Annotated in this window: 11 protein-coding genes; all 11 read right to left on the reverse strand. The window is 57.9% G+C overall.

Annotated features, from left to right (window positions below):
• Positions 1-725: 725 nt before the first annotated feature.
• The 11 genes from F3H10_RS07380 to F3H10_RS07430 all read right to left on the reverse strand — a co-directional run bounded on the left by F3H10_RS07380 (position 726) and on the right by F3H10_RS07430 (position 13,718).
• The gene (locus F3H10_RS07380; protein WP_149784133.1) at positions 726-2,408 is read right to left on the reverse strand and encodes a hypothetical protein; all 1,683 of its coding nucleotides are present in this window, start codon (positions 2,406-2,408) and stop codon (positions 726-728) included.
• Complete coding sequence (locus F3H10_RS07385; protein WP_149784134.1) at positions 2,398-3,267, reverse strand: ABC transporter ATP-binding protein; 870 nt, start codon at positions 3,265-3,267, stop codon at positions 2,398-2,400. Before F3H10_RS07385 ends, F3H10_RS07380 begins: the two co-directional genes overlap by 11 nt.
• Before the next feature lie 712 nt (positions 3,268-3,979).
• Positions 3,980-5,035, reverse strand: a complete 1,056-nt coding sequence (locus F3H10_RS07390) for a DUF4350 domain-containing protein (RefSeq protein ID WP_149784135.1) — start codon at positions 5,033-5,035, stop codon at positions 3,980-3,982.
• Positions 5,032-6,144 carry a S49 family peptidase gene (locus F3H10_RS07395; protein ID WP_223174253.1) on the reverse strand — a complete coding sequence of 371 codons (1,113 nt, stop codon included), beginning with the start codon at positions 6,142-6,144 and terminating at the stop codon, positions 5,032-5,034. The genes F3H10_RS07390 and F3H10_RS07395 overlap by 4 nt, the downstream gene beginning before the upstream one ends.
• A 153-nt stretch (positions 6,145-6,297) precedes the next feature.
• Complete coding sequence (locus F3H10_RS07400; protein ID WP_321167755.1) at positions 6,298-7,185, reverse strand: hypothetical protein; 888 nt, start codon at positions 7,183-7,185, stop codon at positions 6,298-6,300.
• A gap of 383 nt (positions 7,186-7,568) precedes the next feature.
• Positions 7,569-7,991, reverse strand: coding sequence for an SHOCT domain-containing protein (locus F3H10_RS07405; RefSeq protein ID WP_223174254.1), 423 nt, complete (start codon positions 7,989-7,991; stop codon positions 7,569-7,571).
• 223 nt (positions 7,992-8,214) lie between these two features.
• Positions 8,215-8,412, reverse strand: a complete 198-nt coding sequence (locus F3H10_RS07410) for a hypothetical protein (protein ID WP_149784137.1) — start codon at positions 8,410-8,412, stop codon at positions 8,215-8,217.
• A gap of 158 nt (positions 8,413-8,570) precedes the next feature.
• Positions 8,571-9,065, reverse strand: coding sequence for a DUF3592 domain-containing protein (locus tag F3H10_RS07415; protein ID WP_149784138.1), 495 nt, complete (start codon positions 9,063-9,065; stop codon positions 8,571-8,573).
• 448 nt (positions 9,066-9,513) lie between these two features.
• Complete coding sequence (locus F3H10_RS07420) at positions 9,514-11,145, reverse strand: ATP-binding protein (protein WP_149784139.1); 1,632 nt, start codon at positions 11,143-11,145, stop codon at positions 9,514-9,516.
• A gap of 345 nt (positions 11,146-11,490) precedes the next feature.
• Positions 11,491-11,856 carry a hypothetical protein gene (locus tag F3H10_RS07425; RefSeq protein WP_149784140.1) on the reverse strand — a complete coding sequence of 122 codons (366 nt, stop codon included), beginning with the start codon at positions 11,854-11,856 and terminating at the stop codon, positions 11,491-11,493.
• A 185-nt stretch (positions 11,857-12,041) separates the two neighbouring features.
• Entirely contained in the window at positions 12,042-13,718 is a 1,677-nt protein-coding gene (locus F3H10_RS07430) for a sensor histidine kinase (protein WP_149784141.1), read from the reverse strand.
• Positions 13,719-13,725: the final 7 nt, after the last annotated feature.

Below are 13,725 nucleotides of genomic sequence, written 5' to 3' on the forward strand. Positions count from 1 at the left end.
TACACAGCGGAAGTGGTGGCTATTAAACGCCAAAGCGGGGGAGGGGGACGTGATGAGAGATCCCACCAACTGGGCCACGGCGATGGGACGAGCTCAACAGTCGGATACTTGCTTGTCGGCCGCCTCCGACTGGCGGCTACGTGAATTATATAGCCCTCGAAACATCAAGCCAACAGCAATGTTTCACGCCCCGAAACAACAACGCTTCTCGTCAAGAATGTCGATGACTCGTTGGTATGTCTCGTGGAAGCGAAAGCAGCAAACCGTGAATTAGTGCGAGATTCGAAACAAGACGCTACAGCCGATATTCGGCATTACCTCGAAGGGCATACATTCTGGCTCTGTTGAAATCCTCATCAAGTGATATATTCTGACTTGGTTGCGGTCAATACAGGAGATTATTCTTCAAATTTGTCTGTTACTGTCTCGTAGACTACGGACCTGCGTTTCCGACGCTGAAACGTGACAGTACTACTTTGAATCAAACGCATCAGTATCTATCCGGGATGCTGGGGGAGATACAATCGAAAGAGATAGCGCTGCTGGTTTGGTTGGTGGCGACGTTCGCTATTGGAACGGTGGTGTATTCGCCGTTGAATGGGCTTGCGCTCTCTGTGCCAACGACCTGGGGCTTGTGGGCGCTGTTGATGTTGCGTGAGAGAGAATAGAACATTCGTAATCAGAGGAGGGGCCCAGGATAGCTTGCGGCGAATTTTCGAAGGAAGCTAGCCCAGATTCGTGTACACCCGTCGTGTCTGTGCGGCGACAACAACAAGACCAACACCGACGGCGGCGAAGACAATCGGGACTCCCAACGACGTGCCCCGAGCTGTGACGCCGGCAAAGTCAGCAACGAATCCGCCATTGAGCGGACCGACGTACCAAAGTCCGAGATACAACGCTTCGAACAGCCGAGGCGATCCGGTCCACAGCCCGGCAGCGAGCGCGAGCGACGGCGGGAAGATGACGAGACCCGCCACGCCGATGAGTGCGGTGGGGCCACCTGTAGCCACGGCGATCGCAAACGTCCCTGCCCCGACAACGATGGTGATTAAACAGCCGGCAATCCACTCGGCAACGAGCTGACCAACCGGGTAGTCGGACGTGAGAACCTGAGGTCGGATCCCATGGCGAGCGGTCTGTGAGCCGATCTGTGACCAGACGAAGAGCGGCCAGACCGCGACTAACGAAAGCAGCCCCCGGGCAGCCTCTTCGGTGCCACCACCAGTGAGGGCGATTCCAGTTGACACGACCGCCAACAGCCCCGCACCGAGATACCACCAACGTGGTTGTCCACGCAAGAGACGACGAAGTTCCACCGTGAGGACGCGCCGAAACCCGCCGGCACCACGACGGGTAACCGGAGGAATCGTGACGTCATCACCAACAGCCGAAGTGGACACAGCCGAGTCAGTCGTGTCCGTTGGAGTTTGCGGATTGGACGCTGTCTGTGTCGCAGTCTCAGAGGGAGTCTCGTCGAGGGGGAGGCGCTGACGTACCTTCCCCACTACCCCGCCGGTCGCTTGGAACCAATTAAACGGCAGTGCCGCGACCAGCGTCACGGCAAGCCCGACGATGACCGTACCCAATCGCTGGGCGAAGAACCACGCTGGCCACGGGCCTCCCTCGTACCGAAACGTTTGCGCGTTGGATCCCCCTGTCCCGAAGTTCGCAAAGCTACTCTCAAATCCCGGCACTGCGGCATGTATTGATTCGAAGGTGAGGTCGTACGCGAGGGTGAGTCCGACAATATCGAGTGCTTTCACAGTCGTCGGGATAGCGGCCGGAACTGCGGTTTCCGGACGCGCCGACTGTGCGGAGAGCAAGAAAATGGCCCCGAAAAAGTAGGCTATCCGACCGAAGGTTCCAGCAAGCAGATTGATCGTGCCAAACAGCATCGCAACGGCGCCAACAAACACGGTAAGTGGAACGACCATCACAAAGACTGGCCAACTGATGGCAATTGGGTCGGTGGCGCCGACGCCATAGATCGAATGATTGACGACTGCTGCGCCTGCGAGTACCGCTGCGGTGAGAACGCCAACGGCAATGTTGCTCAGTAGTTTGCCGAGGAGATATACCGGTTTACTGGTCTGTGAACTGGTTAAGACCGGGAAGTGCCCGTAGCGGTCATCGCGTTCGAGCGACCCACGAAGCACATAGAACCCGGCCAGAAGCATGACCGCTGATCCGGCCATCCCCGCATTGAGCCCGACAAGGTGTGATGTCAGCGCGCCGTTAACATTCGGCCCGTTGGAAACCGTATAGAAGACTCCAAACGAGCCCGAGTTAATCAGGTATCCAATGTAGATGACAACGGCAAAAAAGATAAGGAGCTTTCGTGACCGAACCCGAGCGAGAAGATCAGCGCGAGCAATATGATAGGCTCGGCGAACGTCAGTTCGCATGAGTAACTGTTCGGAGATATGCGTCTTCGAGCGATGCGGTGACCTGCTCGGCGTCGGTGATTGGAGGGCCCTCCGCGACAAGCCGAACGTCGACGCCGTCTGCCCGTTGGACGGTGTTACAGATGGGGAACTCTTGTCGGAGTTGCTCCAACGTTGACCGAGAGACTCGGCACTCGTAGACATCGCCGTCGACGGACTGGATCAACGACTCGGTCGGTGCGTGGGTGAGTAGCTGCCCATCTTCTATGATGGTAACCGTGTCAGCTGTCGCCTCGATGTCGGCGACGACGTGTGTCGAAAAGATCACGACGCGATCATCAGCAGTATCAGCCAGCGCGTTCCGCATTCGAACGCGCTCTTCCGGATCGAGGCCGACGGTTGGTTCGTCGACGACCAACAGCTCGGGGTCGTTCAGCAACGCTTGGGCGATTCCAGCTCGTTGGTGCATCCCACCGGAGAACGTGTCGAGGCGCCGATCACGCACGTCGGTGAGATTCACGAGGTCAAGCAACGCTTCGACCCGCGCGCTCGCCGTTTCGGAGTCAAGCCCCCGTAGCGCCGCCACGTACTCGAGATACTCCTCAAGCGTTAACGTCGGATAAGTGTCGAAATCCTGTGGCAGATATCCGAGTACGCTTCGGACGACACCGGGCGATTCGCTCACCCGAGTTCCGTCCCAGTAGATCGCTCCCTCTGTCGGGGGCGTCACCGTCGTGAGCATGCGCATGAGGGTGGACTTCCCAGCACCGTTCGGACCGACGAGGCCGTGTACACCAGCACCGAGTCGAAGCGTAATGTCTCGAACCCCCCAAAGACCCTCCGAGTACTGCTTACCGAGCGATTCTATCTCAAGTCGCATGTGTGCCCCAGTGTATCGAGATGACATATACATGGGTCCGGTGTTTCTGGGCTAGTGACAGAGCCGGCGCAGGTCAGCAAAGTCGTAGAATCGGTGTTTCACGTCCCGTAACGGTGACTCAACTTATTACGGACTGGATTTCCACCGTCTGTACATGCCCGCAAAAGAGGCTTATTGCGCTGCGCATCGCACAACCGACCACTCAGGAAACCCAGATACACGTCGAGTCAGTAGTGAGAGTCTGGTACTCAGGAATTACGACGATAGTACCCACGATGTTCACGTCACAATCACTGACGACAACGGCGAAACCGCGTTCACCCGGACCGTCTCTGTCGGTCCACAAGACACCGTCAGCATCCAGACTCGTCTCGAACGCGCAGTCTACCGAGTAGACGTTCGACTGGATAACGGTGTGGGTGACCGCGCAGACTGTCTTCTCGGCAGCGATCCGAATGAGTGTGCCAAGATCGAAACTGGAAACGGAGTGGTTAGCGTCGTTGAAGGCTATTTTTGATCGGCTGGCGTGTGCGGCGGAGAGCTACTGAGAGTTGGGAGTTAGTCTCGTTTTAGAGGACAGATGACTGGCTCTGTATCATCGCCAGAGCTGTTACTAACCCCGTTGATTTCCCCTGACATCACGAACAGCACCGGCAGTTAGCCCGACGGCAATATTAGATCAAAAATTCACGTAGCGGCTGATGAACCGATGCTAAGCCGTCGCGTTCTCTGGCGGCTCAGGCGGCTCAGGCGGCGTCGGGCCACCGGGCGGCATACCCCCACCCGGCGGAGTACCGCCGCCCGGTCCGGTCGGCGGTCCGAACGACACGTCAGGCGCGTCACCGCTCACGAGGAAGTCAGCGAGGTTCCCGATGAAGACGCCGTTATCGGCGCGACGGGCGTTTTCGGGCGCGAGGAAACTCGAGTCTCCAACCACAGCGAGGGACTCGCTCCGTACTGCGACTGTGTATGAGCCAGACTCCCGAGTGGTCGAAAGTCGCGACGTCTCCGCCGTGGTGAGCGTTGCTGAATCGTCAGCAGAGCCAACGGACGCGGCGCCACGGAGGACAACCTGCTCAACCCCCTCAGTAAGCGGCGTCGACTCAGGCGGCTGTACGATGACGCTGAGGTAGCCCGCGTCGTTGTGCTCCATGTCATACACGTAGCCGGCGTCGCCGTAGACGCCGAACGGGGATCCGAAGTCGGTCAATGCCCCAGCGTTGCCCGGGTCACTCGCGACGAGGGTTCGGCCGCCCGCCTCAACGAACGAGTTGACGGCATCAGCATCTGGTCCCGAGAGTGCGCCGGGGGAGGTCGTCACGAACGCGTCCGCATCAGCGAGCAGCGACTGGAGCCGCTCACCGCTTCCGATTCCGCCGTAGAACCGAACCTCGTGGCCGTTCTCGATGAGTGCTGCGGTAAGCGGTGTGACGCCACGCCGGGCGCCACCGAGCGTCCCAATATCTGCCTCCGTGGGGGCGTCACCGTCCTCAATCGGAAGCCCGGGCAGCCCGCCACCGGCGCCAGTCGTGCTGCTTCCGAGGTGGACGACGACAGTGTTCGACGGCTCGCTGCTCTCCATTTCGATCTCACCGCCTTCGCTGACGGTCTCCGGTTCGACGGCGTCCAACTGCCAGTGATCGTCTGCGACAGGCTCAGTGTCTGGCGGCGCGGTATCAAGGACGGCGCCCCCGACAGCGGCGACGGCGACGACAGCGAGGAATATTAGCGCGAAAGCACCAACCGTCGTTCGAACGTTCACACTCATGCGGTCTCACCCCCGCTCGTCGAGGCAGTTTCGTCGTGTTGTAGCTTGGTATCGTTGACGCCCGTCTCACTAGCGGTGTGGTCAGCGGGCAGTCGGCCGGTGTAACTCGTCATGACAACCTCCTCGCCAACGGTCTCATCCCACGTTTCAGGTGCTACTGCGAGAATGAGATCGTAGTTAAGTTCGCCTTCGGATTCGTCGACGACGACAGTACCGTCTGCTTGTTGTAACAGCGGAATGCTCCTCGGAACGCGATTCTCGGTACGACGCGTATCGACCGCGTAGTCGTCAATACCGGCTTCGGCCGCGGCATCGGCGACTGCTCCATCGACAAAGCCAAATCGGTCCGCGAATCCGTTTTCAACGGCTTCGGTTCCGAGGTATGCGTCGGCGTGCGCGATCGCTTCTCGGTCAAGTTCGATCTCTTCGCCGCGCTGTTCGATCACGTTCTCGATGAAGAGATTGGCGAGCGTTTGTCGCCGTTCGCGCTGAGTATCAGGATCGCTACCTCGCTTGTCCGGCCCGGACGTCCCCGCGTTCGGCCCACTTGGAGCCGGCGCAGCCCCAGCAACACCGACGCTGCCGACCGCCTGCGCAGACGGAGCAACGTAGATGCGATCGGCGGGCGCAATCGCGAGATACGCGCCAGACGCACCGAGCGTATCCACTGCGGCGTATACCGGCATCACTGAAGCAGTACGGTCGACCGCAGCGTACATCCGTTCGCTCTGAGCTGGCAAGCCGCCACCGCTGTCGACTTCCAAGACGACCGCCTGGATGGAGTCGTTCATGCGGGCGTCTCGGAGGTTGTCTTCGACGTGCTGTGCTGTCGACGAGTCTATCGCTCCGTCGATTTCGATCACAGCGACGGTGCCGTCCGGACCGGTTACGGCGCCGTACACGCTGGGAGCGACGAACAGGCCCGCAGCAAGCGCCAGTATCACTGCGAAGCCAACGGCGTGTCGAGTGGTAATCCGGTCGATGACCGATCCCGACTCGGAACGTGGCGGAACGCGGTCTGAAGTCGGCGGCGAGTACCGCTCGGTTCGTGTGTCCGTATCCGGCGTCGATTCATCTGGAGGTTCTGCGGGGTCCTTCTCAGAACTCATTGCGCTGTCCTCGCTCGGTCCCGCGGTCGTATTTGTAGGTTTTGTCGGTCTTGCATCGTCGAATCGATAGCGTGGTGATAGAGTACCGCTGTAGCTGCGTTGGGTCATACGGCAACCGATGCCGTCTGGTGAGGGTGGACGCGATGTTGGAACTCATGAGTCTGACAGCGACTCGACGTCGCCGACGGTCACCCCCGTCAGTTCGGCATGTGGTGCGAATATATCGCCGTCGGCGGCAGTTTCTATTATTACAGTACGTCCGTGTCTGGAGACGGTTGCGTCAGTGAACGGGGACTCTCCCTCACGTGCGGCACGCGCAATCGCCTCTGCCGTTTCTCTGTCGAGCCGCTTCGGGTCGGCTACTGCGCCGTACCGAAACGTCGTCGTGGGAGTATCGGCGGTGCCATGCTGGCTTGTCGCGGGCGTGGCTGACAGAGACTCCGTATGCTTTGAGCCGTCTTGGGTCACACTACAAGCGACGCCAACTGCGGCTGCCGCATCAACCGCCGTCCGGAGCGCTTCCGGTGCGTCCGAGAGTGTGCGTCGTAGATACTCCCGCGTCTCTGTTCCTAGGTCAACACAGACCGTTGCGTCTCCGCGGAGTCGTGCCGGGAGCGGTCCGTAGTCTGTGTCTGTCCGTGAGTGCCCCGCATCGCGACCGCTGATACCGGCGTCACGGTGGGCCACCGCGCTGCTGATCGATGTTGCGTGTCCGATGACAATCTCATCCGCGCGGACACCAAGCGCCGTGGTAGCGCGTTTCGATTTGAACCGCGTAAAGCCGGCCTTGGTGGCTGGCTCTTGGATGAGATCGGCGTCATGGGCAAGTTCTCGACGGAGTGTCTGTGCGTCGATATCACCGACAACGACACCACAGCCCTCAGGGCCGTCTGTCGTGAGTACGGTTCCGCCAGCTACCTGCTGGAGTCGATCGAGTGATATACTGTCGTAGCGAGAGAGGAGCTCACGGATCGGGGCCGCAACCCTCTGTGGGACCCCCGTCATCGTTACTAGGCTCGGATCAAACCGCGCAGTAACCACGGTGTCAACTCCACGTGATGTAACTGCGGCCGGCTTGTACACCCCGTTAGCAACCGCTGAGTGGAGTTGCTGCGGAGGGCTGTGCTTGGCCGAGCTACCAGCCGCCGCTCCTGTGTCACCGGCTCCGTTGACTGCGAGCGTTCCAGCGGGCGGGGGTTCTGAAGTCAGTGCTCCAATGGGCCTACTAACACCGAGCCCAGTTGCCACGAGCGCACCTAAGCGCTTCGTGAACATCCGTTTGGAGGGCATCGTTTCAGAAGACGTGCCCTCAGTAATAATGCTCCCAGACGCGTTTCAGGTTCGGAAGCACAATCGTTGGACGAGTGCCCATACAGCCAACGCAGAGAGGAACTGTAGAATCGAGTTACGGGAGCCGTCTACAGTTACTTTTCCAACTCTTCCAAGACCGAATCTTCTTCCAGATGCGATGGCGCGTCATCTCTGTCGGATTCGAGGAGTCGTTCGACTTTGTCTTCAAATTCCGCATCGCTGAGCTCTCCGGTGGCATATCGCTCTTGGAGTGTTGACAACGCATCATCCGCAGAGTCGGTGTTGGGACTGTCGCTCGGAACATCACCCGAATCCGCGGCTGCCCATAGCGGGTACTGTTCCGGGTCGTACTCGTCGGTATCGGGTGGTATCTCTTTAATCGCGAATTCAAGGACGCCAGATACGATCATCCCCGCGATCAGGGCCATGTACCACACCGCCGGAGTGAGCACATACACTCCGGTGACGGCCACAAACCCGGCCACAAGTGAGACCGGATGATCGTCCAGTTGATCGAATATGGAGGGCATCACCATATCGACAATTATGGGTCGCGGGCAAAATACATACGACTAAATGTTCTCCACCAAAGGCATACTACCAGCGTACAAAACGCTGATGCCCCCGTTCCTCCGGCCCTCAAAGGAGGTTCGTCCCCGTAATCTGCGGAGGGCATCAGCAACTACATGTATGCTACCATTTCACAAAAATCGATCGACGCTCAGGCGCTCAGTGTGGACCCTGTGTAACTAGGGTACGCTAAGACCGAAGATATGCCCCGCTACCGACACAGATCGTGGCGATGAGTAATAATCCACCACTGAGAACACCCCTCAGCCTACCTGAAACTCCAGGGTTTTCGACGATGTTGAACGCCCCTTGAAACACGATTAGTTGGAATACTAGTAGAAGACTTCCCCCGGAGACCAACAACTGGCTCTTCGAGCTTCTGTCCATAGTTCAGCCAGCATCCGGCAATTGTATAGGTGTTATTCACGCTCTCTGGCTCGGAAACAGAAGAATAGTATCCGGTTCTCTGGCTAAATATTTCTGATGAGCAACGTACTTAATCTGCCTCACGCCCAGCTACTCACCCTCAGCGCAGTTTCAGCGTGTTAGAATTTCCTTACAGCGGAAACTGCTGCAAAGAGAGTGAATACTCCACCAAGCACAATCGCGATAATCGGTGCGTTCGACGTTTGATCTTTCAAAAACGCATCTCCCGGCTGGTCAGGGGAAACATATGCGGTTGTCTGTGTACCCTGTTCGTACTCTTCAATGGCTGATTCGGCGCTTGACTGGGTTTCGTAGTTCTGTTCAATATCTGCTGGATAGATTTTTGTCCCAGTATATTCAGTTCCGTTATACGTGTACTCAAACTCAACCACCGGATCGAAATTCGCACCTGGGTTTGATGACGTTCCGCTGTCCGTCTCGATGTCGAGTTCGGTGATAGTCGCATCAACTTCGACTGACTCTCGAACTGCCTCCGACTGTTGAACGTAATCGTATCCCCCGTAACTGATGATAGCAATCCCAATGAGAATATACAGCAACGCACCTTTGAGGCTATCGGGGCCCTTAATGTTCACACCTGAATCGTCGCTCATACTATCAATCACCACGAGGCCGCGTACAATGAGGAGAATGTCGGACGTTGCTGCGGGGTTTAGCTGACTGTAGACGCATCTTCTCACACCACCGAGAGCGGTATAACAGACGAATCAGCGATACCCGCTGTATGCGTCGTCCGAATGTCCGATCGTTCTGTCGGAGGGCTGAATACATCAGGTCGTTTTTCAAACACCTAGTAACTAAAAATGGTGGCTCTGTTAAAAACCATTCAGCAGATGATATATCGTGATCCAGTCGTTGTCAATATGAGTTGCTAAGGATAGCAGCCCCACTCTGTAAGCGCAGAATGTGGGCTATGTGTCGAGAACAGAACACCTGTCGGCCTCAGATGAGTTTCCCGATAAAAGAGGCGACACCGTGGTCCAGATGGCCCATTCTGCTACGACGCTTGACACGCCTCACCCGAATGCTCTCTTTTGATTGTCACACGTCGGAGACTGCCACGTCTCTGAGGACAACCTCAACGGCTGTCCCGCCGAGATCACTCTCATCGAATGAGAGTGACCCGCCCATGCTCTGGACGGCCCAGTTGGTCCCCCAGAGGCCCAAGCTACTGGCGTGTTCGAAGGGTGTCTCGCCGCCCCCCTCGATCACCGCCCGCTCTGACTCTGGTATCCCTGGGCCATCGTCCGCGACGACGAGACGGACGTCCGCCCCCGTCCGTTCTACACGAACCACGACGCGTGGGGACTCCTCGTCGTTGTGTTCGACCGCGTTCTCAATGAGGTGATCGATCGCGTAACGGTACCGTTCCGGGTCGACATTTATTTTCACGTCAGGGGCAGTGACGGTCACGTCGGCGTTTACACCAGCCGTTGCGTCGGCGACGACATCTTCGAGAAACGGACGTAACCTGACTTCGGTTCGGTCGGCCGCGGACCGCTCCATGAGATCTTGGACCCGCCGTGCCTCCGCGCTCAGTGCGCTCAGTCTGTCCGCGCCGTCGATGGCCGGTGCGAGGCCGGCCTCCTCCGCGTGTGCCCGGATCACGTCTAGTTCGTTCCTGACATTATGACGGAGGATGCGGTTGAGTACCGCCAGCCGCTGTCGCCTGATTTCGCGGTTCGTCACGTCGATCAACATAACGGTGTAACCGAACGTCTCCCCGTACTCGTCGACGAGCGACGAGACGCTCGGTTCGAACTGTCTGTGGCCCGCGGTTGTCCGGCAGGTGATGGTATTGAGTTCGGTCAGGGATGTCACCGAGTGATCCGTGACATCGGCCAGCGTCTGTGCGCCGCCGAACATTCGTTTGGCCGGTTCGTTGACTCGGACCACCCGTGCCTGGTCATCAAGGACGAAAATCGCCTCGTCAGTCTCTGTCAGTGCTGCCCGCTCACCCAGTCGCCGGGTCGCGGGGACGCGCGTCACTACATCGTAGTGAAAAATCCCTAGCGCGAGGCTGGCGGCGACCACGAGAAACGTACTCCCGATCAGCACGTCGTTCAACAGCGGCGTCGCAGGGCGGGTCGTCTGAACGGTGAAAATGAACCCGGCGATCGGTATCACGACGAGGAGACTCTGGACCGTCGATAGTCGGTCGTGTCGATACGTCGCGACGACAACTCCCCCGATCAGTGCGAACACGAGGGTCAAGAGTACGAGTGTGGCCACCGACTGAGCTGTTTCGAGCGTCTGGAGCGCCTCGGTACCCACCAGCGAGGTCGTGATCCATCCCTCCTGTATCAGTCGTCCGAAGAAGTTCACACCGACGAGGATAGCCACGGCCAGCGTCACCGCGAGTACCCGTCCAGGTGTGATATATCGCCCGAGCCCGATGTACCGTGCTGCGAACATCATCCATGGAACCGCTAAAAGGAGGACTGCGGACCCCAATGGCAGGTTCTTGAGTGGCGTCGCCGCGTGTACCCCGGCGTATCCGACCCCGAGGAGCGACACCACCCCAGCGAGGACAACGAACGGCCTGACGAGGCCGGTGCGGGCATCGCTCTGCCGGAGCCGTCGGTACGCCGTCACTCCCACTACCCCGGCGACACCGCCACTCACCGCTGGAATACCGACCCTGAACAGCGCCAGCGGATCGAGTTGAATCACCGTATCGTGTTGGATGGCTTCAGTATCAAAGCGGTTGTGGGCGGACCGCCTCCGGACGAAACCCGGCAACGAATGGATCGCTACAGACCGCGGTCACTCCCCGCTGACGCCGACGGTCAACGACAGCGGTGCGGTGTCGGAACTGACGGGCTGTCGTCGCCACAAGCGGGCCCTGTCGGCAGACGCGTCGGGCCCGAATCGAACGGCGTGGACGGGGTGTTGCTCGCCTTGGAACACTGCTAGCCGGCTCTGTTGAAATCCTATTCTTCATACACATACACAGATGAAACAGCCGGTTGGTGAGAACTGCGTGTTTGTCAGGTTGGTAGTATTCGAGGCCGCGGACTAGGCTGGGGTAACGCTGTAGACTCGCGTCCCAATATGATAGACCATACTGACTACATAGCCCAATACACCGAGCGTTGCGAGTACTGCTCCGATGAAGACCGCTGAGCCACCCAAGCTAAGAATTCCACCCACACTTACGCCAGCAAGAGCAAATCCAAGAGCTCCAATCCCCGCAGTAAGGGCTGGTGCCCATGCTCCAATCTTCACAGCACCGAGAGCAGTCACCCCCGCGATAATCGTGAAGATGAGTGGCGCGTAAAGACCAAGCGAGACGACATCCAATAGGACTGCCCAGTACGCTCCAGCTGAGAGAACGAACAGTCCGAGCGGCATGAGTATCGCTCTGAGTCTCACCTTTTCCATATACTCGGCGAACAGAGTGGGCGACAAATAACTTAGTGCTCTGTTTCATGTAGAACGACACGCGCATGCTCTGTACTGAACGATTCTTGAGATTTCTGTACGGACTAGGACCCAGTTCAATATATTACTTTTTGAGGATTTCAACAAAGCCACGGTCGGCTAAGGCTCCAGCTTCAATACGCCTGTCACCTACTGTGACTACCGTCTGAGTCTTGCGACATCGACTCTCTGTTCCGATAAAAACGAACAACTACGGTAGTGCCTGTGGTACCAGTAGACTGAAACTCAAGTTCAGCGCCCAGTTGGCTTACTGCCCAATTAACGAACCAGAGTCCGACACCAAGTCCGTGCTCGAGTTGTGTTTCGCTCGATTCGGTCAATAAGTCACGTTCTCGGTCTGGGATCCCGGGACCATTGTCTGCGATGCGGAGCTGCGGGATATCATCAGCTGTCGTTTCGACCTCGATATCGACTCGTGCGGGGTCGTCTGAGTGAACGATAGCGTTCTCGACGAGTTCCGTCATGAGCCGGCGTACAACGGTTCGATAGGAGGTCAATTGTAGCCGCTCCGGTGCGGTAACTGAGATGCTGCTATCCGGATAGTCATCGCGGGCCGTTGCGGCAACTTCGTGGGCGACAGCAGCAATGTCGACCGTTGACGGAGCGCTAACGCTATCCGTCATAACTGCTTCAGCCTCCCGTGCCTTCCGACTGACCGAGGCAAGCTCGCTGGCACTATTTTGGATGGCTGCCCGGTGCGTGTCGTCTTCTATATGATCCGCATGCGCTAAGATCACGTCGAGTTTGTTCCGGGCGTTGTGTCGAAGTACGCGATTGAGTACTGAGAGCCGCTGTTCACGGGTTCGCTGATCGGTCACGTCTCGGAAGACAATTGTCCGCGCCACGGGCTCCTCGTCGCTGCCACTCGTGTCGCGTTCGACGTCGGAGACCGTGTATTGAAATTGACGTCGGCCCTTTGTCGTTTGGAGCGAGACGACCTCTGTGGTACCAGCTGATAGATCTCCCCCGTCGAATCCGTCAACGGCCGCGTCGAGTGGTGTCCCGATCACGTTTCGTGTCGTCCACCCGAACAAGCCTTCAGCTGTCACGTTGGCATCGAGGATATTTGCTTCCCAATCTACAACGACAACCGCCTCCTGAAGCGATTCGACAACGCGTGACCGCGCGACATAATCTGCTTTCGGGAACCCCGTCAATACTGGATAGCGTTGAATCGCAACGGTAAGTAGCACTCCCGAAACTAACAATCCGCCTGTGACTCCATCGATAATAGAACTCCCGTCGAGCCAGCCCCCAATAACGTACGGTGCTGAGATTGCTCCCAGCTGGATCCCAACCTGTGTTCTTGAAACACGCCTGTGGTTCCAACCGTACCTGAGGAAGAGAAACGCTGCGTAGACGTAAATTATGAACAACAGGAACAGTTCAGTACCGACGAGTGACGCGAGTGAGCGACGGATCTCCTCTCTCGTTGGGTCACCCTCGAACGTGGCCGCTGCCCCAATCAGCGGGAGCGCAAGGAGAACAAACAACGCCCCTCGGAGGGAAGTAAAGCCTGTCTCTCGACCGATATATCCAAGCACATAGACCAGCCATATCGCGGGAAGAAACACAACAGGCACAACCTGCGCGATAGCAGCCAAATTCGATCCGACCCCCCACGCGTTCGGAAACTCAGAGATCAGCGAGAGCAGTGCCCATAGTAACAGACTGCCGCTCATGAGCGCAAAGGGGACCGCATTTGGCGGGGATCGATCCTTCGCAGTTTGCCATGTTACCCACGTCAGGAGGCCTACAGCAACGACATCAACGGCAACTGAGAGTCCTAATGAGAGTAGCATTGGTGGA

The sequence above is a fragment of the Halorubrum aquaticum genome (assembly GCF_900113615.1).
Taxonomy (GTDB): Archaea; Halobacteriota; Halobacteria; order Halobacteriales; family Haloferacaceae; genus Halorubrum; species Halorubrum aquaticum.

What these genes read in the sequence shown, in the direction of transcription:
- F3H10_RS07380 (WP_149784133.1), bottom strand. Translation starts at nt 2,408, where the DNA reads ATGCGAACTGACGTTCGCCGAGCCTATCATATTGCTCGCGCTGATCTT.
- F3H10_RS07405 (WP_223174254.1), bottom strand. Translation starts at nt 7,991, where the DNA reads ATGGTGATGCCCTCCATATTCGATCAACTGGACGATCATCCGGTCTCA.
- F3H10_RS07385 (WP_149784134.1), bottom strand. Translation starts at nt 3,267, where the DNA reads ATGCGACTTGAGATAGAATCGCTCGGTAAGCAGTACTCGGAGGGTCTT.
- F3H10_RS07415 (WP_149784138.1), bottom strand. Translation starts at nt 9,065, where the DNA reads ATGAGCGACGATTCAGGTGTGAACATTAAGGGCCCCGATAGCCTCAAA.
- F3H10_RS07410 (WP_149784137.1), bottom strand. Translation starts at nt 8,412, where the DNA reads ATGGACAGAAGCTCGAAGAGCCAGTTGTTGGTCTCCGGGGGAAGTCTT.
- F3H10_RS07430 (WP_149784141.1), bottom strand. Translation starts at nt 13,718, where the DNA reads ATGCTACTCTCATTAGGACTCTCAGTTGCCGTTGATGTCGTTGCTGTA.
- F3H10_RS07425 (WP_149784140.1), bottom strand. Translation starts at nt 11,856, where the DNA reads ATGGAAAAGGTGAGACTCAGAGCGATACTCATGCCGCTCGGACTGTTC.
- F3H10_RS07395 (WP_223174253.1), bottom strand. Translation starts at nt 6,144, where the DNA reads ATGAGTTCTGAGAAGGACCCCGCAGAACCTCCAGATGAATCGACGCCG.
- F3H10_RS07390 (WP_149784135.1), bottom strand. Translation starts at nt 5,035, where the DNA reads ATGAGTGTGAACGTTCGAACGACGGTTGGTGCTTTCGCGCTAATATTC.